Source organism: Pseudodonghicola flavimaris, from assembly GCF_030164425.1.
Lineage (GTDB): Bacteria > Pseudomonadota > Alphaproteobacteria > Rhodobacterales > Rhodobacteraceae > Pseudodonghicola > Pseudodonghicola flavimaris.
The window spans coordinates 360,435-383,513 of the sequence record NZ_JASNJD010000001.1 but is presented as its reverse complement, the minus strand read 5'-3'; the positions used below and the strand labels follow the sequence as shown (position 1 = coordinate 383,513).

24 protein-coding genes are annotated in these 23,079 nt (G+C 67.7%); 12 read left to right on the top strand and 12 right to left on the bottom strand.

Annotated elements, in window-relative coordinates:
- Positions 1–88 precede the first annotated feature (88 nt).
- From QO033_RS01825 to QO033_RS01815, 3 genes are read right to left on the bottom strand one after another with little or no spacing between them, the layout of a single operon-like run.
- On the bottom strand, positions 89–838 hold the full coding sequence (locus QO033_RS01825) for a DUF4336 domain-containing protein (protein ID WP_284479207.1): 750 nt from the start codon (positions 836–838) through the stop codon (positions 89–91).
- A complete protein-coding gene (locus tag QO033_RS01820; RefSeq protein WP_284479376.1) occupies positions 835–1,392 on the bottom strand; it encodes a peptidylprolyl isomerase in 558 nt (185 codons plus the stop codon). Before QO033_RS01820 ends, QO033_RS01825 begins: the two co-directional genes overlap by 4 nt.
- Entirely contained in the window at positions 1,385–1,900 is a 516-nt protein-coding gene (locus tag QO033_RS01815; RefSeq protein ID WP_284479206.1) for a peptidylprolyl isomerase, read from the bottom strand. Before QO033_RS01815 ends, QO033_RS01820 begins: the two co-directional genes overlap by 8 nt.
- Positions 1,901–2,032: 132 nt before the next feature.
- Here QO033_RS01815 and QO033_RS01810 point away from each other — a divergent pair, with 132 nt between their 5' ends.
- The 3 genes from QO033_RS01810 to QO033_RS01800 all read left to right on the top strand — a co-directional run bounded on the left by QO033_RS01810 (position 2,033) and on the right by QO033_RS01800 (position 5,053).
- Positions 2,033–3,226 carry a phosphoglycerate kinase gene (locus tag QO033_RS01810; RefSeq protein ID WP_284479205.1) on the top strand — a complete coding sequence of 398 codons (1,194 nt, stop codon included), beginning with the start codon at positions 2,033–2,035 and terminating at the stop codon, positions 3,224–3,226.
- Positions 3,227–3,438: 212 nt separating this feature from the next.
- Positions 3,439–4,332 (top strand): fructose bisphosphate aldolase, encoded by an 894-nt coding sequence (locus QO033_RS01805; protein WP_284479204.1) that lies wholly within the window; start codon positions 3,439–3,441, stop codon positions 4,330–4,332.
- Positions 4,333–4,471: 139 nt separating this feature from the next.
- Positions 4,472–5,053, top strand: coding sequence for a retropepsin-like aspartic protease family protein (locus QO033_RS01800; protein WP_284479203.1), 582 nt, complete (start codon positions 4,472–4,474; stop codon positions 5,051–5,053).
- Between the two features lie 385 nt (positions 5,054–5,438).
- Here QO033_RS01800 and QO033_RS01795 read toward each other — a convergent pair whose 3' ends face one another.
- Both QO033_RS01795 and QO033_RS01790 read right to left on the bottom strand, forming a co-directional pair.
- Entirely contained in the window at positions 5,439–5,900 is a 462-nt protein-coding gene (locus QO033_RS01795; protein WP_284479202.1) for a DNA polymerase III subunit chi, read from the bottom strand.
- A 4-nt stretch (positions 5,901–5,904) separates the two neighbouring features.
- Complete coding sequence (locus QO033_RS01790; protein ID WP_284479201.1) at positions 5,905–7,383, bottom strand: leucyl aminopeptidase; 1,479 nt, start codon at positions 7,381–7,383, stop codon at positions 5,905–5,907.
- A gap of 265 nt (positions 7,384–7,648) precedes the next feature.
- Here QO033_RS01790 and lptG point away from each other — a divergent pair, with 265 nt between their 5' ends.
- The 5 genes from lptG to rsmA all read left to right on the top strand — a co-directional run bounded on the left by lptG (position 7,649) and on the right by rsmA (position 14,084).
- On the top strand, positions 7,649–8,749 hold the full coding sequence (lptG, locus tag QO033_RS01785; protein ID WP_284479200.1) for an LPS export ABC transporter permease LptG: 1,101 nt from the start codon (positions 7,649–7,651) through the stop codon (positions 8,747–8,749).
- Entirely contained in the window at positions 8,746–10,917 is a 2,172-nt protein-coding gene (locus QO033_RS01780) for an LPS-assembly protein LptD (RefSeq protein ID WP_284479199.1), read from the top strand. The genes lptG and QO033_RS01780 overlap by 4 nt, the downstream gene beginning before the upstream one ends.
- On the top strand, positions 10,902–12,167 hold the full coding sequence (locus QO033_RS01775; RefSeq protein WP_284479198.1) for a peptidylprolyl isomerase: 1,266 nt from the start codon (positions 10,902–10,904) through the stop codon (positions 12,165–12,167). Before QO033_RS01780 ends, QO033_RS01775 begins: the two co-directional genes overlap by 16 nt.
- Positions 12,164–13,132 carry a 4-hydroxythreonine-4-phosphate dehydrogenase PdxA gene (pdxA, locus tag QO033_RS01770; RefSeq protein ID WP_284479197.1) on the top strand — a complete coding sequence of 323 codons (969 nt, stop codon included), beginning with the start codon at positions 12,164–12,166 and terminating at the stop codon, positions 13,130–13,132. Before QO033_RS01775 ends, pdxA begins: the two co-directional genes overlap by 4 nt.
- 109 nt (positions 13,133–13,241) lie before the next feature.
- Positions 13,242–14,084 carry a 16S rRNA (adenine(1518)-N(6)/adenine(1519)-N(6))-dimethyltransferase RsmA gene (gene rsmA, locus QO033_RS01765; RefSeq protein ID WP_284479196.1) on the top strand — a complete coding sequence of 281 codons (843 nt, stop codon included), beginning with the start codon at positions 13,242–13,244 and terminating at the stop codon, positions 14,082–14,084.
- Positions 14,085–14,184: 100 nt separating this feature from the next.
- On the opposite strand, the gene QO033_RS01760 is transcribed toward rsmA, so the two are convergent.
- The 3 genes from QO033_RS01760 to prfA all read right to left on the bottom strand — a co-directional run bounded on the left by QO033_RS01760 (position 14,185) and on the right by prfA (position 16,980).
- Complete coding sequence (locus QO033_RS01760; RefSeq protein WP_284479195.1) at positions 14,185–14,850, bottom strand: DUF4167 domain-containing protein; 666 nt, start codon at positions 14,848–14,850, stop codon at positions 14,185–14,187.
- A gap of 238 nt (positions 14,851–15,088) precedes the next feature.
- Entirely contained in the window at positions 15,089–15,931 is an 843-nt protein-coding gene (gene prmC / locus QO033_RS01755; protein WP_284479194.1) for a peptide chain release factor N(5)-glutamine methyltransferase, read from the bottom strand.
- Positions 15,928–16,980 carry a peptide chain release factor 1 gene (prfA, locus tag QO033_RS01750; RefSeq protein ID WP_284479193.1) on the bottom strand — a complete coding sequence of 351 codons (1,053 nt, stop codon included), beginning with the start codon at positions 16,978–16,980 and terminating at the stop codon, positions 15,928–15,930. The genes prmC and prfA overlap by 4 nt, the downstream gene beginning before the upstream one ends.
- 77 nt (positions 16,981–17,057) lie before the next feature.
- Between prfA and QO033_RS01745 the strand changes: the two genes are divergently transcribed.
- Complete coding sequence (locus QO033_RS01745) at positions 17,058–17,375, top strand: hypothetical protein (protein WP_284479192.1); 318 nt, start codon at positions 17,058–17,060, stop codon at positions 17,373–17,375.
- On the opposite strand, the gene QO033_RS01740 is transcribed toward QO033_RS01745, so the two are convergent.
- Genes QO033_RS01740 through QO033_RS01730 form a run of 3 tightly spaced genes read right to left on the bottom strand, consistent with a single transcriptional unit; the run spans position 17,316 to position 19,940 of the window.
- The gene (locus tag QO033_RS01740) at positions 17,316–17,729 is read right to left on the bottom strand and encodes a DUF1499 domain-containing protein (RefSeq protein WP_284479191.1); all 414 of its coding nucleotides are present in this window, start codon (positions 17,727–17,729) and stop codon (positions 17,316–17,318) included. The two genes, QO033_RS01745 and QO033_RS01740, sit on opposite strands and share 60 nt — an antisense overlap.
- A gap of 54 nt (positions 17,730–17,783) precedes the next feature.
- Entirely contained in the window at positions 17,784–18,746 is a 963-nt protein-coding gene (gene speB, locus QO033_RS01735) for an agmatinase (protein WP_284479190.1), read from the bottom strand.
- Between the two features lie 27 nt (positions 18,747–18,773).
- Positions 18,774–19,940, bottom strand: a complete 1,167-nt coding sequence (locus QO033_RS01730) for a M20 aminoacylase family protein (RefSeq protein ID WP_284479189.1) — start codon at positions 19,938–19,940, stop codon at positions 18,774–18,776.
- A 64-nt stretch (positions 19,941–20,004) separates the two neighbouring features.
- On the opposite strand from QO033_RS01730, the gene mazG reads away from it, so the two are divergent.
- The 3 genes from mazG (at position 20,005) to QO033_RS01715 (ending at position 22,397) form a co-directional block, all read left to right on the top strand.
- A complete protein-coding gene (gene mazG / locus QO033_RS01725) occupies positions 20,005–20,835 on the top strand; it encodes a nucleoside triphosphate pyrophosphohydrolase (RefSeq protein ID WP_284479188.1) in 831 nt (276 codons plus the stop codon).
- Between the two features lie 174 nt (positions 20,836–21,009).
- The gene (locus tag QO033_RS01720; protein WP_284479187.1) at positions 21,010–21,951 is read left to right on the top strand and encodes a nucleoside hydrolase; all 942 of its coding nucleotides are present in this window, start codon (positions 21,010–21,012) and stop codon (positions 21,949–21,951) included.
- On the top strand, positions 21,948–22,397 hold the full coding sequence (locus tag QO033_RS01715; protein WP_284479186.1) for a GNAT family N-acetyltransferase: 450 nt from the start codon (positions 21,948–21,950) through the stop codon (positions 22,395–22,397). The genes QO033_RS01720 and QO033_RS01715 overlap by 4 nt, the downstream gene beginning before the upstream one ends.
- Here the strand turns inward: QO033_RS01715 and QO033_RS01710 are convergent.
- Positions 22,394–22,906, bottom strand: coding sequence for a GNAT family N-acetyltransferase (locus tag QO033_RS01710; protein WP_284479185.1), 513 nt, complete (start codon positions 22,904–22,906; stop codon positions 22,394–22,396). The genes QO033_RS01715 and QO033_RS01710 overlap by 4 nt on opposite strands.
- Positions 22,907–23,079 lie beyond the last annotated feature (173 nt).

Genomic DNA, 23,079 nt, shown 5'->3' with positions numbered 1-23,079 from the left:
CCCGTGATTGTCCCAAGCTGTCGAAGCGCCCCGCCCGGGGCGCTTTTTCTTTGCGGGTCGGAAAGATCGGAACGCGGGCCGCGCCAGATCAGCGCAGCGCCGACCGGAAGGCGCGGCGCAGCTCTGCCGCGGCATTGTCGCGATACCAGGCGCCATGGGCCAGGATCAGCCGCTCCGGCCCCCAGTCCAGCATTGTCCGGATCGAGCCGCCCAGGGCCGCCTTGTCGAAGGTGGCGCGCATATCCGGCGGCATATGCCCGTGCGGTGCGCTGATCCCGGCCAGCCGGACCAGCGGGCGCATCCACCAGGGCAGCTTGCGGGTCTCGAAGTTCTCGATCAGGTCGGTCAGGATCAGGCTGCGGCTGGCGCGGTGGAAAAACACCGCCTCGCGGTGCACGCGGCTGCCCTTGACCACCAGCTGGTCGATCTGCCCGGCCCAGGCCTCCGGCGCCTCATCCCCCAGCAGATGATCGAACCGCAGGGACATGCCACGCGACCGGGCGCGCTCCGTCACCCCCGGCGCGGCCCAGCTTTCCGCCTGCGGAAAGGCCGCCTGCCATTCTGCGACAAAGGCATAGTGAATCCAGTTGGGCGCCACCAGATGCCGGACCGGCCCCAGCGCCTCGATCGCCGCGCGCAGCGGATCGGTCAGCCGGATCGGCGAATGCACCCAGAGCCCGCCATCTGCCAGCCGGATCACCGTCGACCGGGTCGGGAACGGCAGATGGTAGAAGCTGATCGCCGGGCCGTCGATCAGCCAGATATCGTCACTGATGTCCGGGGCCACCGGCTTGAGCACGTCGAGCGGCGCATAACCGGTGGCCCCGGCGGGGTTCATTCGCTCACCGTGACTTTCTTCATCACGTCGGGCTGACCGATCACGGCGCCGTTCTGGCCCTTGCCGCGCTTGATCTTGTCGACCACGTCCATGCCTTTCACCACATGGCCAACCACCGTGTACTGGCCATTCAGGAAGGGGCCCGGGGCGAACATGATGAAGAACTGCGAATTGGCGCTGTCGGGGTTCTGCGCCCGCGCCATGCCGACGACACCGCGTTCGAACGGCACATCCGAGAACTCCGCCTTCAGGTCGGGCAGCTCCGAGCCGCCCATGCCGGCACGGCGCATATCGCCGCCCAGCTTGCCGAACTGCACATCGCCGGTTTGCGCCATGAAGCCGTCGATCACCCGGTGAAAGACGACGCCGTCATAGGCCCCCTCTTTCGCCAGCCGGGCGATCTGGGCCACATGGTTGGGCGCGACATCGTCGGCCATGTCGATGACGATGGTGCCATTGGCACCCTCGCCCTCGACCTCGATGGTCAGCTCGGTGGCCAGCGCCGGTCCCGCGACCAGCGCCGCCAGAACGGCGGAGAGCGCCAGCTTACGCATCGGCGACATCCGCGGCGACCTTGACGCTGATCATGCGGTCGGGCTGCGCCGGCGGCTCGCCGCGCAGGATCGCATCGACGAAGTCCATGCCCGAAATCACCCGGCCGTAGACGGTGTACTGACCGTTCAGGAAATGGTTGTCCTTGAAGTTGATGAAGAACTGCGAATTCGCCGAATTCGGGTTCTGGCTGCGCGCCGCGCCCAGGGTGCCACGGTCATGCGGCAGGCGGGAGAATTCCGCCGGCAGATCCGGCAGGTCGGAACCGCCGGTGCCGGCCATGCGCAGGTTGAAGTCCTTCTCCATATTGCCGTTCTTCACGTCGCCGGTCTGCGCCATGAAGCCATCGATCACCCGGTGAAAGGCGACGTTGTCATAGGCGCCGGCGCGCGCCAGTTCCTTCATCCGCGCGCTGTGCTCCGGTGCCACGTCGGGCAGGAGTTCGATCACCACGGTGCCATCCTTAAGTTCCATCAGGATGGTGTTTTCGGGATCCTTGATTTCGGCCATTTTTCGCTCCTCGATAAGCATTTGTCCCGATACCTAAGCGCGACGGGCGCGAAAGCCAAGTGACGCATTGACGAAGCGGTCAAATGCAGGGAAACAACCCGGGATTACAACCAACCTATTTTGGGATGTGAGATGCGCTGGAATACACTGGATGACATGGAGCTGGACGGCAAACGCGTGCTGGTCCGGGTCGATATCAACGTGCCCATCGAAGACGGCACCGTCACCGACGACACGAGGATCCGCCGGCTGACCCCGACGCTGCAGGATATCCTGAAAGCCGGGGGCAAACCCATCCTTCTGGCCCATTTCGGCCGTCCCAAGGGCAAGCATGTACCGGAGATGTCGCTGCTGCATCTGATCCCGGCGCTGGAACAGGCCTTCGATCTGCCGGTGGCCTTCTGCGCCGACTGTCGCGGCCCCGCCGCCCGCGCCGCCGTGGCCGCGCTGGATGCCGGCGCGTTGCTGATCCTGGAAAACACCCGGTTCCATCCCGGCGAGGAAGAGAACTGCCCGGGCCTGGCCGCCGAACTGGCCGAGCTCGGCGATGTCTTCTGCAACGATGCCTTCTCCGCCGCCCACCGCGCCCATGCCTCGACCGAGGGCGTGGCGCAGCTGATGCCCTCCTGCGCCGGCCGGCTGATGCAGGCCGAGCTCGAGGCGCTGGAAGCCGCGCTAGGAGAGCCCGAACGCCCGCTGGTCGCCGTGGTCGGCGGCGCCAAGGTCTCAACCAAGCTGGCGCTGCTGGAAAACCTGATCGAGAAGGTCGATCACCTGATCATCGGCGGCGGCATGGCCAATACCTTCCTCGCCGCCCAGGGAATCGACGTCGGCAAATCGCTCTGCGAGACCGAGATGCTCGACACCGCGCGGCGGATCCTCGCCAAGGCAACGGAGACCGGCTGCCATATCCTGCTGCCCAGCGATGTGGTCGTGGCGCGCGAGTTCAAGGCCGGCGCCGCGCATGAGACCGTGGCCGCCGACGCCTGCCCCGCCGATGCGATGATCCTCGATGCCGGCCCGGCCACCGTGGCCGAGATCACCAAGGTGCTGGAAGAGGCCAAGACGCTGATCTGGAACGGCCCGATGGGAGCCTTCGAGATCGACCCCTTCGATGCCGCCACCAATGCCGCCGCCCAGAAGGCCGCCGCACTGACCCGCGCCGGGGCGCTGATCTCGGTCGCCGGTGGCGGCGATACCGTCGCGGCGCTGAACCAGGCCGGCGCCGGCGCCGATTTCACCTATATCTCCACCGCCGGCGGTGCCTTCCTCGAATGGATGGAGGGCAAGGAACTGCCCGGCGTCGCGGCGCTGCAACCGGCCTGAACCGGCCTGAGCCGGACCGACCGGGGTACCGGACCGAGACAGACCCCGGGGGCAGTGCCCAGCCGCTGCCCCCGCCCGGCGCCGCCGCCGCGGATCGCCGCCGAGTTATCGCTAACGAGATTGCAACCCCCGGGCCTGTTGCCTATGCACGGGGACAAGGGGCCGGTTGTCCCACCTCACCTGAACCACAGTCAATTTGGGCGGAAATCCATATGTCGAAACAAAAGCAAACCGAACAGATCCGTGCAGCCAAAGGCTTCATCGCCGCCCTCGACCAAAGCGGCGGCTCCACGCCCAAGGCGCTCAAGCTCTATGGCGTCGAGGAGGATGCCTATGGCTCCGAGGCGGAGATGTTCGACCTGATCCACGAGATGCGCTCGCGCATCATCAAATCCCCCGCCTTCACCGGCGAGAAGATCATCGGTGCCATCCTGTTCGAGATGACCATGGACCGCGAGATCGACGGCATCCCCACCGCCACCTACCTGTGGGAAGAACGCGGCGTCGTCCCCTTCCTGAAGGTCGACAAGGGGCTGGCCGATGATGTCGACGGCGTCAAGCTGATGAAGCCGATGCCCGACCTGGACGCGCTGCTGGAAAAGGCCGTCGCCAAGGGCATCTTCGGCACCAAGATGCGCTCGGTCATCGACGCCGCCTCGCCCAGCGGCATCAAGGCCGTGGTCGACCAGCAGTTCGAGATCGGCAAGAAGATCCTCTCCTACGGCCTGACCCCGATCATCGAACCGGAAGTGACCATCTCCATCGCCGACAAGGCCGAGGCCGAGGAGATCCTGCTGGCCGAGATCAAGGCGCACCTCGACGCGCTGGAGCCCGATCAGAAGGTCATGCTGAAGCTGACCCTGCCGGAAAAGGCCAACCTCTACAAACCGCTGGTCGATCATCCGCAGGTGCTCTGCGTGGTGGCCCTGTCGGGCGGCTATTCGCGGGCCGAGGCCAACGACCGGCTGTCGAAGAACACCGGCATGATCGCCTCCTTCTCGCGCGCCCTGACCGAGGGGCTGAGCGCACAGCAATCGGCCACCGACTTCGACGGCACCCTGGCCGGCACGGTCGAGGCGATCTTCGAGGCATCGGTCGCCGGCTGATCCGGCCGCATCCGATCCCGCACTTCCGACAGGCCCGGGACCGTCCCGGGCCTGTCGCGTTTTGCCACCCGCCCCCCGGATCTGGCATCCGGCCCCGCCCCGCCCTACATATCTGATCAGGCACAACTGGATTTCGGCGATGGATACTTGGGATATCGGCAACCTGGCCTATCTGGGCCTGCTCGGGGTGGTTCTGATCCTCTGGCTGGTCATGCACAACCGGCTGTCCCTGGGCCGCACCCTGCAGCAGGCCGCCGGCTGGGCGTTGATCTTCATCGGCGTGATCGCCGCCGTCGGGCTCTGGGACGATATCCGCCGCGAGGTTCTGCCCGGCCGCGCCGCCGTGGCGACCGAAGGCCGGATCGAGGTGCCCCGCGCCCCCGATGGCCATTTCTACCTGACGCTGCTGGTCAACGACGCGCCGGTGAAATTCATGATCGACACCGGTGCCACCGGCGTCGTGCTCAGCCGCAAGGATGCCGAACGCGCCGGTATCGCTGCCGCCGATCTCGCCTTCACCACCCGCGCCAGCACCGCCAACGGCAAGGTGCGCACCGCGCCGGTGCGGATCGACCGTATCTCGCTCGGCCCGGTCGAGGATCGCAAGGTGCGCGGCTGGGTCAATGACGGCGAGATGGATCAGTCGCTGCTCGGCATGACCTATCTCGACCGCTGGGGCCGGATCGAGATCGCGCGCGGCACGCTGGTGCTGGAACGCTGACCGGGAAAGCCCGGGGCAGAACCGCGCGCCTTCGAGAGCGCACCCGAGAACCAGACGAGGGCAGCGCACGGTCGCGGAAGACCTGACGCGATCCGAGCCCCCCTCGGGAGAGGCCGATCCCGAACCGCCGGGTCCCGGCGCGCGTCCGTTTCGCGTCGGAGCAAGACGAACCAGCAACCGCGCGGGGAGCGCGTTTTCCGGCGGAACGGTCCACCGGTGCGTTCGTCTCCCGTGCCCCCCCGGAGCGCCGCCCGGGCGCGGCTCAAAACGGGCCACTGGACCGTTTGCCCCTGCGCCGCTCACGCCCCCTTTTTCTGGCCTTAAATATCCCGGGGGAGTCTCCGCAGGAGACGGGGGCAGCGCCCCCTGCCACGACCGGACAGGCTCAGCGCTCTGCCTTCTTCTCCCAGCGCCCGGACTCTTCCGACCAGTATTGTGCCGAACATCCCGCCGCGGTCAGCGCCTTCCACTGCGCCCGCGCCCGCTGCAGCGCCTCCTCGTCGAGCCCGTCGAACAGGATGCAGACCCGTTCCAGCGCCTGCACCTCTTCCGGTGTCACTTCAGCCCCGTCCAGCGTCATCAGGCAGGCCGGATCGTTGGCCGCCGGCCCCGCCCCCACGGTCAGCAGGATCGGCTGATCGGCGTCATGGGCGCCGCCGGCCACCCCGTGCGGCAGGAACCCCTCTTCGGGGCCCAGCCACAGCTTCTCGTCCAGCCAGTCCATCCGCCCGGGGTCGGTGCCGCGCACCACGATGCGCCAGCCGGCGCCCCGCGCCTTCTCCAGCAGCTGCGGCAGCGCCACCTCCACCGGGCGCCGGGTCAGATGGTAGAAGACCGCAGCCCCCATCAGGTCACTCTGCCTCGAACCGGTCCCGCACCAGGCGATCCAGCGCCATCACCCCCCAGCCGGTGGCCCCGGCAGGCGCGAAGGCGGTGGATTCCTTGACCGAGGCCACCCCGGCGATGTCGAGGTGAATCCAAGGCGTGCCCTCCTTGATGAAGCGCTGCAGGAACTGCGCCGCGGTGATCGACCCGGCCGGCCGGCCGCCGACGTTCTTCATGTCGGCGATCCGTGACTTCAGCTGCCGGTCATAGGCCGCCCCCAGCGGCATCCGCCAGGCGCCCTCGCCCTCGGCCTCCGCCGCCTTGAGAAAGCCGTTGCACAGGGTATCGTCGTTGGAGAACACGCCGGCGTTCTGATGACCGAGCCCGATGATGATCGCCCCGGTCAGCGTCGCAAGGTCGATCACCCCGGCCGGGGCGAAGCGCTCCTGCGCGTACCAGAGCACATCACAGAGCACCAGCCGCCCTTCGGCATCGGTATTGATGATCTCCACCGTGTCGCCTTTCATCGAGGTGACGACATCGCCGGGGCGCGTCGCCTCGCCGGAGGGCATGTTCTCCACCAGCCCGACCAGGCCCACGACATTGGCCCGCGCCTTGCGCAGCGCCAGCGCCTTCATGGTGCCCGCCACGGTGCCCGCACCGCCCATGTCCATGGTCATGTCTTCCATTCCGCCGGCGGGCTTCAGGCTGATGCCGCCAGTGTCGAAGACCACCCCCTTGCCGACCAGTGCCAGCGGCGCCGCGCCCTCTTCGCCGCCTTTCCACTGCATCACCACCACCTTGGACGGGCTGGCGGAGCCCTGACCGACGCTCAGCAGCGTGCGCATGCCGAGCTCTTCCAGCGCTGGTTCCTCCAGCACCTCGACCTCCAATCCGAGCGCCCGCAGCTCTTCCAGCCGGAGGGCGAATTCGGTGGTGGTCAGCACGTTGGAGGGTTCGTTGATCAGATCGCGGGTCAGATGCACGCCTTCGGCGACGGCGAGCGCGGCGGTCGCCTCGGCCTCGGTCGCAGCGCCATCGCGCACCATAAGCGTCACCTCGCCGAAACGCTCCGCCGCCGCCTCGCCGGTCTTGTGGGCGGTGAAGCGGTAGCGGCGCAGGGCGATGCCCATCGCCAGCTCCGCCGCGCGACGATGACTACCGGCGGCCAGCAGCAGCGCCGCGGTGCCGGCGGCGGCAGCCAGGGCGGCACCGGCCTTGCGCGCCTCCACCGCGGTGGCGCGTTTCGACAGCACCAGCACATCGACGGCCTCGGCGGCGACGCCAGCGGGCCAGGCCAGGCTGACGACCTCGCCGCTCTTCATCTTGGCGAAGCGCTCGCTCTCCACCAGCCGCTTGAGCGCACCCCGGGTCAGACGGTTGATGCGGCGTGCGGCGGGATCCAGGGTGCCTTCGGGCGGCAGAACCACCGCGACGCGGCCCGGGGCCTCGGCCAGACGGTCCAGATCGAGGTCGGCGAAGCGGATCGGGGTCAGCGATGACATATGGTTCTCCTGCGATATCAGTTGCTTTTCGAAAGCTCCTCCCATGGGTAGCGCGGTGGCCCGCGCTTGACCAGATAGCAGTTTTCCCCGCCAGACAATTGCATTAAGGTCCGCCGAAAGACCAAGGCCGCTCCGGGGGGATTGCAGTGCCTACACGTGATTTCGGCCGCGTCCGGTCGATTCTGCTGCCTGTTGTGCCGGCATTCCCGCCGGCCGCCCATCCGGGCCATCCGCATATCTCCGCACCGGTCCCGGGGCGGCGCGGATGATCCTCGACCGCTACTTTGCCCGGCGTTTTCTGCAGGCGTTCGGCATGATCGGGGGCATTTTCCTGGCCCTGATGATGCTGATCGACCTGATCGAACAGTTGCGCCGGTTCGAAGGGCTGGACGTGAGCCTGGGACAGCTGCTGCATCTGTCGCTGCTGAACGCCCCCGGCGCGATGAGCGAAATTCTCCCTCTGATCATGATCCTGTCGGCGGTGGTGCTTTTCGTCAGCCTGGCCCGCAGCTCGGAACTGGTGGTGACCCGCGCCACCGGCCGCTCCGGCATCCGGGCGCTGGCCGCGCCCTCGGTGGTGGCGGTGGTGATCGGGGTGCTGGCGGTGGCACTGCTGAACCCGATCGTGGCGGCGACCTCGAAACGCTATGCGACGCTCTCGGAACAGTTCCGCGGCCAGAACGGCGCCTCGATCCTGTCGGTCTCGGGCGAAGGGCTGTGGCTGCGGCAGGGCAGCGCCCGCGGCCAATCGGTAATCCATGCCGACAGCCACGGCGCCGATGCCGCCACGCTTTTCGGCGTGACGATCCTGACCTATTCCCCCGACGGCATCCCGGTGCGCCGCATCCTGGCAGACAAGGCCCAGCTGGAGCCCGACGCCTGGGTCCTGACCAAGGCCAAGGTCTGGCCGTTGAGCGCCGGCACCAATCCCGAAGGATCCGCCGTGGAGCATGACACCATGCGGATCTCCACCACGCTGACCCGCAACCGCATCCGCGAAAGCCTGGGCCGGCCGTCTGGCGTGTCGATCTACGAACTGCCGGCGACCATCCGCCAACTGGATCAGGCCGGGTTTTCCACCCGCCGGCACCGGGTCTGGTATCAGGTCGCGCTGGCGCGGCCGCTGTTTCTGGTGGCCATGGTGCTGGTCGGTGCTGCCTTCACCATGCGCCACACCCGCTTCGGCGGCACCGGCGGCGCCGTGCTAACCGCGGTGCTGCTGGGCTTCGCGCTCTACTTCGTGCGCAACTTCGCGCAAATCCTGGGAGAGAACGGCCAGATCCCCGTGGCGCTTTCGGCCTGGGCGCCACCGCTGGCGGCGCTGTTTCTCTCTCTCGGCCTGCTTCTGCATGCGGAGGACGGATGAACCTGAACGGACTGATCCCGCTGGCCCTGATCGCGGCCCTGAGCCCGGCGCTGCCGGCGCGGCTCGCGGCGCAGAGCCTGCCACCGGCACCGGCCATCGCCAGCGAAACCGAGGTGACGCCGGCCATGCTGGTGGCCGACAGCGTCTTCATCACCCCGGAACGGCGGCTGGTAGCCGAAGGCCATGTCGAGGCCTTCCAGGGCGACACCCGGCTGTCGGCCTCGAAGATCACCTTCGACCGCGAAACCGGCCGGCTCGACATCGAAGGCCCGATCCGCATCGATCAGGGCGACAACATGACGGTTCTGGCCGATGCCGCCGAGCTGGACCGCGAATTGCAGAACGGGCTGTTGCAGGGCGCGCGCATGGTCTTCGACCAGCAGGTCCAGCTGGCGTCGCTGCAGATGATGCGGGTCGGCGGCCGCTATACCCAGCTTTACAAGACCACCGTGACCTCCTGCCATGTCTGCGGCGACGGCCGGCCGCCGCTGTGGCAGATCCGCGCCCAGAGCGTGACCCACGACCAGCAGGAGCGGCAGCTCTATTTCAAGGGCGCGCAGCTTCGCGTGCTCGATGTGCCGGTGTTCTATTTCCCGGCGATGCGGCTGCCCGATCCGTCGCTGGATCGCGCCACCGGCTTCCTGATCCCGTCGATCCGCACCACCTCGCAGCTCGGCACCGGGATCAAGGTGCCCTATTTCTTCCGGATCGGCGACAGCCGCGACCTGACGGTCACCCCCTATCTCTCGCCCAAGACCGAAACGCTGGGGCTGCGCTATCGTCAGGCCTTCCGCCACGGCCGGATCGAGGTCGAGGGCGCCTATACCCGGGACGATCTGCTGCCCGATGAATCGCGCGGCTATATGTTCGCCACCGGCGAATTCGACCTCGGCAACCGGTTCAAGCTGAACTTCGATCTCAAGACCGCCTCGGACAACGCCTATCTGGTCGATTACGGGCTGCACGATTACGACCGGCTGCGCAGCCAGGTGGAGCTGAGCCGCGCCACCCGCGACAGCCTGCTGCGTGCCGCGGCGATCCATTACGATTCGCTGCGCGACGGCGAGGACGAGGCGCTGATCCCCACCCGGATCGCCGATTTCTCCTATCAGCACCGGCTGTTCCCGCAGGCCCTGGGCGGCGAATTGCGGCTGGGGCTGGACAGCCGCGCCTATCAGCGCACCTCGCCCGCCAATATCACCGGCCGCGATGTCGCCCGGATCACCGCCGACGCGGAATGGCGACGCAGCTGGATCTTCAACAACGGGCTGCGCGCCGACTGGCGCATGGGGTTCTCCGCCGACCGCTTCAACATCTCCGACGACACCACCTACGGCAACGAGATCACCCGCACCACGCCACGGGCGGCTCTGACGCTGCGCTATCCGATGACGCTGACCAACAGCGGCGGGGTGACGCATTTCCTGGAACCGCTGATGCAGCTCGGCTGGACCGATGTGAACGGTCCCGCCGCGCCGATCGACGAAAGCCGCTTCGTCGAATTCGACCAGGGCAACCTGCTGTCGCTGTCGCGCTTCCCCTCGGGCGACGCGCGCGAGGATGGCACCACCCTGGTGATGGGGGTGAACTGGGCCCGCTACGCCCCCGCCGGCTGGCAGGCCGCCGCCACCGTGGCCCAGGTGTTCCGCGGCACGGCGGATGCGAATTTCTCCACCACCTCCGGCCTGGCGGACGGCAGTTCCGACGTGCTGCTGGCCGGCCAGCTCAGGACCCAGACCGGGCTGGCGCTGACCGCCCGCGGGCTGCTGGACGATTCTTTCAGCTTCTCGAAGATGGAGCTGCGCGGCGACTGGGCCGGCAAGCGCATCGCGCTGCGCGGCTCTTACCTCTGGCTTGGCACCGATACCGCCGAGGGGCGCAGCGAGGATCTCTCCGAACTCTGGTTCGACGGCAGTTATCAGGTGACCCAGAATTGGACCGCCAGCGCCAATCTGCGCTATGACATCGCCTCGGACAATGCCACATACGCGGGTGTCGGCCTGATCTACCGCAACGAATGCGTAACGGTCGACCTTTCGGTCAACCGGCGCTATACCTCGTCCTCGAGTGTTGAGCCTTCGACCGATTTCGGCTTTACCATCGCGCTCAGCGGCTTCGCCGTGGAGAGCGGAACAGTGAAATACAGGCGATCATGCGGAAAATCCTGACCCCCCTGCTGCACACCCTGAGCCGGAGCACCGGTGCGATTTGCCTGGCGGCGAGCCTCGGGCTTGTCCCGATGGCCGGGCTGGCCCCCGCCCCGGTGGCGGCACAGGGGCTTTTCGCCCCGGCGATCACCGTCAACGGCGATGTGGTCACCCAGTTCGAACTGGAACAGCGGATCCAGCTGCTGCGGCTGCTGAACGCGCCCGGCGATCAGGTCAAGCTGGCGCGTGAGGCGCTGATCGAGGACCGCCTGAAAACCCAGGCCGCAAAGACGCTGGATGTCACCGTCGCCCCCGAGGACGTGCAGGCCGGGATCGACGAGATGGCCCGCCGCGCCAATATGTCCACCGATGAATTCATCCAGGCGCTGAAACAGGGCGGCGTTTCGCAGGAAACCGTGCGCGATTTCGTCAAATCCAGCCTGCTGTGGCGCGACTATATCGGCACCCGCTATGGCGCCCGCGCCCGTCCCACCCCGGCCGAAATCGACCGCGCTCTGGGTCAGGCCGGACGCGGTGGCGGCCTGCAGGTGCTGCTGTCGGAGGTGATCATCCCGGTGACGCCGCAGACGCTGGACCAGGTCGACGCGCTGGCCGCCGATATAGCCGATTTGCAGACCTATGAGGCCTTCTCCTCGGCGGCGGCGCAATATTCGGCCAGCAACAGCCGCGTCAACGGCGGCCGGCTCGACTGGATGCCGCTGTCGCGGCTGCCGGGCGCGCTGCAGCCGGTGATCCTCGGCCTGAAGAAGGGCGAGATCTCCACCCCGCTGATGCTGCCCAATGCCGTGGCGCTGTTCCAGATGCGCGGCGTGCGCGAAGGCAGCGTGGTCGAACCGCGCTATGCCAAGATCGACTATGCCGCCTATTACATCCCAGGCGGCCGCGGCCCCGAAGGTCTGGCCGCCGCGCAGCAGGTGCTGAACCGGGTCGATACCTGTGACGATCTCTATGGCGTCGCCAAGGGTCAGCCGCCCGAGGTGCTGGAGCGCAAATCGGTGGCACCTGCCGAGATCCCGCGCGACGTGGCGCTGGAGCTATCCAAGCTCGACAAGGGCGAAACCTCCATCGCGCTGACCCGCAACAACGGCCAGACGCTGGTGCTGCTGATGCTCTGCGGCCGAACCGCCGACGTGGCCGCCGATGCCACCCGCGAACAGATCTCGCAGGGGCTGGTGGAACAGCGGCTGAAAAGCTACGCCGAAAGCCTTCTGGCCCAGCTCAAGGCCGACGCGCTGATCGAGGACCAATGACCACCGCCCCCATCGCGCTGAGCTGCGGCGAACCCGCCGGCATCGGCCCGGAACTGGCGGTCAAGGCCTGGCAGGCGCTGGGGGCCGATTGCCCCTTCGTCTGGATCGGCGATCCGCGCCACCTGCCCGAGGGCACGCCTGTGGCCACGATCGACGATCCGGCCAAGGCAGCCACCGCCGCCGCCCGGGCGCTGCCGGTGCTGCCACTGGATTTCGCCGCCCCCTGCACCCCCGGCCAGGCCGATCCGGCCAATGCCCGGGGCACCATCGCGGCGATCGAAAAGGCGGTGGAACTGGTGCAACAGGGCCGGGCCAGCGCCGTTTGCACCGCACCGATCCACAAGAAGGCGCTGATCGACGGCGCCGGCTTCGCCTATCCCGGCCATACCGAATTCCTCGCCGCGCTGGCGGGGGTCGAGCGGGTGGTGATGATGCTCGCCTCCGACCGGCTGCGGGTGGTGCCCACCACCATCCACATCGCCCTGTCGGAGGTGCCGAAACGGCTGACCCCGACGCTCCTGCGCGAGACCATCGAGATAACCGCGCGCGACCTGCGCCAGCGCTTCGGCATCGCCTGCCCGCGCCTCGCGGTGGCCGGTCTCAATCCCCATGCCGGCGAAGGCGGCGCCATGGGGCGGGAGGAACTGGACTGGATCGCGCCGCTGCTGGCCGAGATCGCGCAGGACGGCTTTACCCTCAGCGGTCCGCACCCCGCCGATACGATGTTCCATGCCGCCGCCCGCGCCCGCTATGACGCGGCGATCTGCATGTATCACGATCAGGCGCTGATCCCGATCAAGACCCTGGATTTCGATCAGGGGGTGAATGTGACGCTGGGGCTGCCCTTCGTGCGCACCTCGCCCGATCACGGCACCGCCTTCGATATCGCCGGCAAGGGCATCGCCAATCCGGCCAGCCTGATCGCCGCCCTGAAGCTGGCCCGGAAAATGGGGGCCGGGGCATGAGCTGCGGCCTTTCTCCGGCTGGATATATTCCCACCGACGGCATGACATGTTTCGACGCCGGGATCGGAGTTTCCGAATCCGGCGGGGATATTTGGGGCCAGAAAAAGACATGAGCGCCATCGACACGCTTCCGCCGCTGCGCCAGGTGATCGCCGATCACGGATTGTCGGCGCGCAAGGCGCTGGGGCAGAACTTCCTGCTTGATCTCAACCTGACAGCCAAGATCGCACGGCAGGCCGGCGACCTGGCCACCTGCGACGTGCTGGAGATCGGGCCGGGCCCCGGCGGGCTGACCCGCGGGCTGCTGGCCGAGGGCGCCCGCCATGTGCTGGCCATCGAGAAGGACAGCCGCTGCATCCCGGCGCTAGAGGAGGTGGCGGCCGCCTATCCCGGCCGGCTGCAGGTAATCAACGGCGATGCGCTGGAGATCGACCCGTTGGCCCATCTGACGCCGCCGATCCGGGTCGCCGCCAACCTGCCCTATAACATCGGCACGGAACTGCTGGTGCGTTGGCTGACGCCGAAGGACTGGCCGCCGTTCTGGCAGAGCCTGACGCTGATGTTCCAGCGCGAGGTGGCCGAGCGCATCGTCGCCGCCCCCGGATCGAAAGCCTATGGCCGGCTCGCGATCCTGGCGCAATGGCGCGCCTCGGCCCGTATCGTGATGAGCCTGCCGCCCGGCGCCTTCACCCCGCCGCCGAAAGTGTCGAGCGCCGTGGTCCATCTGGAGGCGCTGCCGGAGCCGCGTTATCCTGCCGATGCCGCCACCCTGTCGCGGGTGGTCGCCGCCGCCTTCAACCAACGGCGCAAGATGCTGCGCGCGGCGCTGAAGGGGCTGGCCCCCGATATCGAGGACCGGCTGATCGCCGCCGGCATCGCCCCGACAGAGCGCGCCGAACAGGTGGAGCTGGAACAGTTCTGCGCCCTGGCGCGGGCGCTGAAGCCGGCTTAGGACCCACCGCGACAGCCGCAGCGTCGGAAACAGAAAAAGGCCGGGAGGGATCGCCCCTGCCCGGCCTTTTTCTATCCTGCGATCCCCTGTCTCGGCGGGTTTATTCCGCTGCGGTGGGGGAGCTGTCGCTGTCCGCTGCCGGTTCTGCCGCGGCCGGCTCCTCCGCATCGGCGGATTTCTTCGCGGTGGTCTTGCGGCTGGTGGGCGGTTTCTTCGCCGCCGGGGCCTTCTTCGCGGTGCTGCTGCGCGGTTTACGCGGGGCGGCGGGTTTCTTCGGCTTGTCTTCCGGGGTCTCGACCAGGCCGCTGCTTTCGCCATCGGAGAGATCGACAGCTTCCATCGCCGGCAGATCCGGCTGGGCCGGTTCCGGCGCCCCGATCTCGGGCTGCGGCGCCTCGGCCGGGTCGCTGGCGGGCTTGGCGCCGGACTCGCGTTCCTGCCGTTCGGCGCGCTCGCGATCGCGTTCGGCCTGGCGTTCGCGGTTCTGCCGCTCCTGCTCTTCGCGGCGCTGGTCCTGCTCGCGCTGCGCTTCGCTCAACAGACGCAGGTAATGCTCCGCATGTTGCTGGAAGTTCTCGGCCGCCACACGGTCATTCGAGAGCTGCGCATCGCGGGCCAGCTGATTGTATTTATCGATGATCTGTTGCGGCGTGCCACGCACCTTGCCCTCGGGACCGGAGCTGTCGAACACACGGTTGACAACGTTTCCGCCAGAGGGACGACTGCGGCTCGATTTGGACCGCGAACGGGATTTGGACGATCTCATGTACCTAACGTCAGCCTTGTAATTATTGTCGTATGATCCTGGCTGCGCGTCTTGCGCCTTGTGTCACTTGGCCGGAGCTACGACTTTTGGGGCTTGGCGTTGCAGGGAAGCAGCGGGTGCCTCGTCCTGAACAACGCTGTTGAGTAAACATGTCCTGAGCGGTCAGACAAGAGGCCCAAGGAAAAAAAACGCATTTTTCGACCGAAGCCGCCGATCTGTTGCCTCGGCTCCCCGGTTGTTAGCGCAACCGGGCGCTGACCACCCGGTCGCGACCGTCGAGATCGGGAACCACGTTCAGATCGCTCAGCCCCGCCTGCGAAAAGATGCCGCAGACCGCCGCCGCCTGGGTCGGGCCGATTTCCACCAGCAGCCGCCCGCCCGGCCGCAGATGCCCGGCCACCCCCGCCGCGATGCGGCGATAGGCCCCGAGCCCGTCGCCACCGTCGGTGAGCGCCAGATGCGGCTCATGGCGGCGCACCTCCTCGGAGAGGCCCGCCATCTCATCCGCGGCGATATAGGGCGGGTTGGAAACGATCAGGTCGAATGTCCCCGTGACCGCATCGAACCAGTCGGACTGGCGGATATCGGCGCGTGGCGTCACCCGGTGCAGCACCGCATTGGCGCTGGCCTGCAGGCAAGCGGCTTCGGACAGATCGACGCCGAGACCGGTGGCGCCGGGGCGTTCGGCCAGCAGCGTGACCAGGATGCAGCCGGAGCCGACACCGAGATCCAGCAGCCGTTCAAAGGGTTCGGCCAGCGCCGCCTCGATCAGCGTCTCGGTCTCCGGCCGCGGGTCCAGCACCTCGCCAGAGACCTTGAACCGGCGGCCGTAGAAATCGCGCTCCCCGATCAGATGCGACACCGGCACCCGGATGGCGCGCAGCGCGATCAGCTGTTCATAGCGGTCGGCCACGTCGTGATCCAGTTCCTCGGGGGCGATCAGGGTGACGCGGGCGGCCTCGATCCGGGCGGCATGGGCCAGCAGCACCCGGGCATCGCGGGCCGGGCTGTCGACGCCGGCGGCGCGCAGCCGGGCGGCGGCGGCGGCCATCGCCTGGGCGGCCGTCAGCGCCCCGGTCATTGCCCCATCTCGGCGAGCATGCGGGCTTGATCGTCGGCGGTGAGCGCATCGATCACCTCGTCCAGATCGCCCTGCATCACCTGATCCAGTTTATAGAGCGTCAGGTTGATGCGGTGATCGGTCATCCGGCCCTGCGGGAAGTTATAGGTGCGGATGCGTTCGCTGCGGTCGCCGGAGCCGACCTGGCTCTTGCGCGCCTCGGAGCGGGCATCATGCGCCTTCTGCCGTTCCATGTCATAGAGCCGGGTCCGCAGCACCTGCAGGGCGATCTCGCGGTTGCGGTGTTGCGACTTCTCCGAGGAGGTCACCACGATACCGGTCGGCAAATGGGTGATGCGCACCGCGGAATCGGTGGTGTTCACATGCTGGCCACCGGCACCGGAGCTGCGCATGGTGTCGATGCGCAGATCGTTCGGATCGATCCTGATGTCGACGTCCTGCGCCTCCGGCAGCACGGCCACGGTGGCGGCAGAGGTGTGGATGCGCCCGCCGCTTTCGGTCGCCGGCACCCGCTGCACCCGGTGCACGCCGGATTCGTATTTCAGCCGGGCGAAGACGTTTTCGCCGTCGATCCGCACCACCGCCTCTTTCACACCGCCGAGCTCGGTCTCCTGCAGCTCGATCACCTCCCAGCGCCAGCCGCGACCCTCGGCATAGCGCTGATACATGCGCAGCAGGTCGCCGGCGAACAGCGCCGCCTCGTCACCGCCGGTGCCGGGGCGGATTTCCAGAACCGCGGCGCGGCTGTCGGCCTCGTCGCGCGGCAGCAGCGCCAGCTGCAAGGCATGTTCCGCCTCGGGCAGCCGCGCCCGCAGGCCCGGCAGCTCCTCTTCCGCCAGTTCGCGCATGTCGGGATCGGCCAGCATCGCCTCGGCCTCGGCCAGATCGGCGCAGAGCGCGCGCCAGCTGTCGATCTGCTCGACCACGGGTTTCAGATCGGAATATTCCTTGGCCAGCGCGGCGATATCGCCGCCGGCGGCATCGGCCATCGCGGCTTCGAGGTACTGAAACCTCTGGCTGATCTGTTCAAGGCGTTCTTCGGGAACCATTGGCGCGGTGTCCTCCATCCCGAGGCTTTGGTCAAGAGGGCGGAGATGCTATGCTGAGGCCGAGGAGGAGTGGACCCATGCCCGCACCAGCCCGGCCCTTGTCGGCCCGGCGTTTACCGGCCCCGCTTTTCGGTGTCTTCCTGCTGGCCGCCCTGCCCGCCGCGGCGGCGCCGGCCCGCAAGGCACCGGACTGTTACTGCAGCGACCGCCACGGCGCCCGGATCGAGCTGGGTGAAACCCTCTGTCTCGAGGTCGACGGCCGCCGCTTCACCGCGCAGTGCCAGATGTCGCTGAACGTGCCGATGTGGCGCGAACTGTTCCCCGGCTGTCTCAGCTCACGGTTGGAAGGTCTGCAGCCAGCGCTCCACCCGCGCCCGGTTCACACCGAAATCTGACCGGCCGAACCGCAGCCGACCGTAGATTTCCAGCACATCGCCGTTGCGATAGACGGTGGTGTAATCGGGAAAGCCAAAGACGCAGGACCGGGTGACATAGGTGATCATCCCCTCCGGCACCGATCCCGCCAGAACCTCGGTCCGCGGGGTGGCGCGGATGATCGCGTCCAGCCGCTGTAGCCCCAGCGCGTCGGTCTCGATCCGCCGCTTGACGCCACCGTCCAGATCGGAATTGCGCTGCACCTCCGGCGGCAGATGCCAGTCTGACGGATTGTCGGGAGCCAGCCGGACATAGCCAAAGCCGATCACCACCAGCGTCAGCGCGATCCATAGGCCCATGATAATCCGTTTCATGCCTGGCTCCTTGCGTCCGGTGCGGACGTCTTCGCTCCCCTCAGGCCAGATGAATCACATCAGAAGTGTCCATCCCAGCAGACAAATGATCGCGGTCGCCACATGGGCGCCGGCGACCGAGGTGATACCGGAGGGATCGAAGGGCGGGGAGACCTCGACCACGTCGCCGCCCTTGATGTTGATCCCGCCGAGCCCGCGCAGCATCGCCGCCGCCTGGGCCGAACTGAGCCCGCCCCAGACCGGCGTGCCGGTGCCCGGGGCGAAGGCCGGATCGAGCCCGTCGATATCGAAAGTCAGATAGGTGGGATGATCGCCGATGATCTCGCGGATCTTGGCCACCACCGCCTTGGGTCCGATCTCATGCACCTCCGCCGCGTCGATGATATTCACCCCCAGCGTGTCGTCGTTATGGGTGCGGATGCCGACCTGAACCGAGCGCGCCGGATCCACCAGCCCCTCTTTCACCGCCTTGTAGAACATGGTGCCGTGGTCGATCCGGTCGGGATCGTCATCGGCCCAGGTGTCGGTATGGGCATCGAACTGCAGCAGCGACATCGGCCCGTATTTCTCGGCGAAGGCCTTGAGGATCGGATAGGTGATGTAGTGATCGCCGCCCAGCGTCACCGGCGCCACGCCGGCGGCGAGGATGCCGGCGATATGCGCGGTCAGCGCCGCCGGGAAGGCCGGGATATTGGCGTAATCATAGGCGAGATCGCCATAATCGACGATGGCCAGATCGCTCAGCGCCCGGAACGGCCAGCCATAGGGCTCGTCATAGGGCTGATAGCTCGACGCCTCGCGGATGCCGCGCGGCCCCAGACGGGTGCCCGGCCGGTTCGACACCGCCAGATCGAAGGGCACCCCGGTCACCGCGATCTGCGCCCCGGTCAGATCCTTGGTATAGCGCCGCTTCAGAAAGGACGGCGCGCCGCCATAGGCGGCTTCCAGATTGGTGCCGCGCAGATCGTTCCGCGTGAAAGCCGCATCGATCTGGTTTTCTACATCGCTCATCGCCATCGTGGCATCTCCCCTGTCTTGTTGATCCTATTTCGCCACCGGCTGGGCCCGTTCGACCAGCCGCGCGAAAAAGGAGGCGCCCGCCGGCGCGATCTCGTCATTGAAGTTGTAATCGGGCTGATGCAGCCCCGCCGTCTCGCCCTGACCGATGAACAGATAGGCGCCGGGACGTTCCTGCAACATGAAGGCGAAATCCTCCGCCCCCATCTCGCGTCCGACATCGCCCAGCACGTTGTCGGCCCCGGCGATCTCTTCGGCCACCTCCACTGCGAAGCGGGTCTTGTCGGCATCGTTGATGGTGGCGGGATAGCCCTTTTCGTAGTCCAGCCGCGCCTCCACCTCGAAGCTCATCGCCTGGCCGGCGACGATGGCCTCCATCCTCTCGATCACCATCTGCTGCACCCTGGGATCGAAGGTGCGCACCGTGCCGTTCAGATAGGCGGCCTCCGGGATCACATTGTCGGTGGTGCCGGTGTGGATCTGGGTCAGCGAGATCACCAGATCGTCGAGCGCGTAATTGTTGCGGCTGACGATGGTCTGCAGCGCCTGCCCGATGGACAGCGCCGCGACCACCGGATCGCGGGTCTCATGCGGCATCGCGCCATGGCCGCCCACCCCCTTGATATGGATGTGGAACTGGTCGACCGCCGCCATCAACGGCCCCGGCGTGGTGTAAAATCCCCCCGCCGTGAAGCCCGGCGCATTGTGCAGCGCATAGACCTGGCCGATATCGAACCGGTCGAGCGCGCCTTCCTGCACCATCACCTCGCCGCCGCCGCCATCCTCCTCCGCCGGCTGGAAGATCAGCGCCACGCGGCCGGCGAAATTGCGCGTCTCGGCCAGGTATTTAGCCGCGCCCAGCAGCATGGCGGTATGGCCGTCATGGCCGCAGGCATGCATCCTCCCCGGCGTTTGCGAGGCATAGTCGAGCCCGGTGGTCTCGGCGATCGGCAGCGCGTCGAAATCCGCCCTGAGCCCGATGGTCGGCCCCGGCCCCTGCCCCTCGATCAGCGCCACGATGCCGGTACGGGCGATGCCCTCATGCAGTTCGTCGACGCCGAATTCGCGCAGCCGCGCGGCGATGAAGGCGGCGGTTTCCGGGCAATCGAACCCCAGTTCGGGATGCTGATGCAGATGCCGGCGCCAGGCCGTCATCTCGGCGGCGTAATCGGCGATGCGGTTCACGACGGGCATGGGGTGGACTCCTGTGGGCACATCCGGGACAGATGCATCTGACACCGGATAAGGAGGCGCTGCAATGCCCGATCAGGACCCGATCTACGAGCTGCCGGAGGGAATCGGACGGCTGCTGGAAATCATGCGCCGGCTGCGCGATCCCGACACCGGCTGCCCCTGGGATCTGGAACAGGATTTCGCCTCGATCGCGCCCTATACCATCGAAGAGGGCTATGAAGTCGCCGACGCCATCGAGCGCCAGGCCTGGGACGAGCTGGAAGGCGAGCTGGGCGATCTGCTGTTCCAGACCGTCTATCACACCCAGATGGGCGCGGAGGCGGGGCTGTTCAGCTTCGACAGCGTGGTCAGGACGATCTCCGACAAGATGATCGCGCGCCACCCGCATGTCTTCGGCAACGAGAGCCGCGACAAGAGCGCCGAACAGCAGACCGCCGACTGGGAGGCGATCAAGGCCGCCGAACGCGCCGGCAAGGAACAGCAGGGCGCGCTCGAAGGGCTGACGGCCAATCTGCCGGCGCTGCTGCGCGCCTACAAGCTGCAGAAGCGCGCCGCCCGGGTCGGCTTCGACTGGCCCGATGCCGGCGACGTGCTGGCCAAGATCGCCGAGGAGGCCAATGAGCTGACCGAGGCGTGCGACAGTCTGGGCGCCGACGAGATCGAGGAGGAATTCGGCGATCTGCTCTTCGTCATGGTCAACCTCGGCCGTCACCTGGGCGTGGAACCGGAGGCGGCGCTGCGCCGCGCCAATGGCAAGTTCACCCGCCGCTTCCGCGGGGTCGAACAGGCGCTGGCGGCACGCGGCCGACGCCCGGAAGAAAGCGATCTGGCGGAGATGGACGCGCTCTGGGATGCCGTGAAGGCGGCGGAAAAGGCGGCGAAGACCCAAGGCTGAGCGGGCGACGTCGGGGCTGGGAGGGGGGCGCTGCCCCCCGGCCTGCGGCCGCCCCCCCGGAGTATTTCGACAGAGAAGAAGACAGCGGGGCGCGGGCCCTCGCCGAGACGGTCGCAGGGCGCTGGACATTGTGCCTGCGCCCTGCGACCTTCGCCGCGAAACCAAGGGGGCAGCATGAGCGCGCGCAAGATCATCATCGACACCGACCCGGGCCAGGACGACGCAGTCGCCATTCTGCTGGCGCTTGCCAGCCCCGAGGAGATCGAGGTTCTGGGGATCACCGCCGTGGCCGGCAACGTGCCGCTGGCGCTGACCGCCAAGAATGCGCGCATCGTCTGCGAACTGGCGGGGCGGCCGGATGTGCCGGTCTATGCCGGCTGCGACGCGCCGCTGTCCCGGCCGCTGGTCACCGCCGAACATGTGCATGGCAAGACCGGTCTCGACGGGCCGAAACTGCCCGACCCGGCGATGGAGCTGCAACCGCAGCATGCGGTGGCCTTCCTGATCGAGACGCTGCGGCGCGCGCCGGCGGGCACCGTCACCCTCTGCCCGCTGGGGCCGCTGACCAATATCGCGAGGGCGTTTCAGGAGGCGCCCGACATCATCCCCCGGGTGCGCGAGGTGGTGCTGATGGGCGGGGCCTATTTCGAGGTCGGCAATATTACCCCCGCGGCCGAGTTCAACATTTACGTCGACCCGGAAGCCGCCGATATCGTGTTCAAATCCGGCGTGCCGCTGGTGGTGATGCCGCTCGATGTGACGCATGGGGCGCTGGTGACCAAGGCGCGCAACGATGCCTTCCGCGCGCTGGGAACCCCGGTGGGGCTGGCGGTGGCCGAGATGACCGATTTCTTCGAGCGGTTCGACAAGGAGAAATACGGCAGCGCCGGCGCGCCGCTGCACGATCCCACCGTCATCGCCTATCTGATCCGGCCAGAGCTGTTTTCCGGGCGCTACATCAATGTCGAGATCGAGACCCGGTCGCCGTTGACGCTGGGCATGACGGTCGCCGACTGGTGGCGGGTCACCGACCGGCGACCCAACGCGATGTTCATGGGCGATGTCGTCGCCGAAGCGTTCTTTTCGCTGCTGACCGAACGGCTGGGGCGGCTATGAGCGCGGCGCTGCATCTGGCCAGGCCCGCCGATCTGGACCGGCTGCTGGCGCTGTCGGCGGCCTGTCATGCCGAGTTGGGGATCGACCGCGCGGCGGAGCAGCAGCGCGACGGAATCGCGCCGCTCCTGGAGGGACTGCCGCAGGGGGCGATCTATCTGATCGGACCGGCGCGCGCGCCGCTCGGCTATATCGTGCTGAGCTTCGGCTGGTCGCTGCCGCTGGCCGGGCTGGAGGCGCGGATCGAAGAGCTTTACATCCGGCCACCGGTGCGCGGCCGCGGCATCGCCACCGAGGTGCTGGGCAGCCTGCCCCGCGCCCTCGGCGCGGCCGGGGTCAAGGCGATCCAGCTGCATCTTGACAGCGCCGCCGACCGCAACCGCGACCTGTTCGCCCGCGCCCGGTTCCGCGAGGAGGAAGGCACCCGGGTGATGAGCCGCAAGCTCTAGAGATCGCGACCGAAGAACAGCAGGTTCTCGGCGAAATCCTCCGGCGGATCGTAGAACGGGGCGATCGGCGCGAATCCCAGCCGCTGGTACAGCGCGATCGCCTCGGTCAGCCGCGTGGTGGTGTCGAGCACCATGCGCTCATAGCCATCCCCCCGCGCCCGCTCCATCGCCGCCTGGCAAATCCGCCGCCCGGCGCCATGGCCGCGCGCCGCCTCGGTGACGAAGACGCGCTTGATCTCGGACACCCCGGCGGCGATCTCATGCGTCATGCCGCAGCCGACGATCCGCCCGCCCAGATCGGCAACGAAGATCTCCCCCCGCGGCGGCCGGTGCAGCTCCGGCAGCCGGGCCAGCAGCCCCTCGAACTCCGCGGTGTTGTAGTACCGGGCCAGGAATTGCGGGTGATCGGGCCAGCGGGCATCCAGATCGGCACGGTAGGCGCGACAGAGCGCGCGCACGGCGAAGAGATCGGCAGCGCCCCGGGCGGGACGAACGACAAGCTGGGACATCGGGGGCCTCCTTGCGAGCGGAGCCTAGCGCCGGAGCGGATGCGGGAGAAGAGGCAAGCGCGCCGCCGCCCCCCCAACCTGCGTGCGGCCGACGACGGAATGGCCGCGGTGCGGCACTGTCGCGACGGGTTTCGCCCCGAGGCGCCGATTCACCGCCGCAGTCGCTTGCGGCA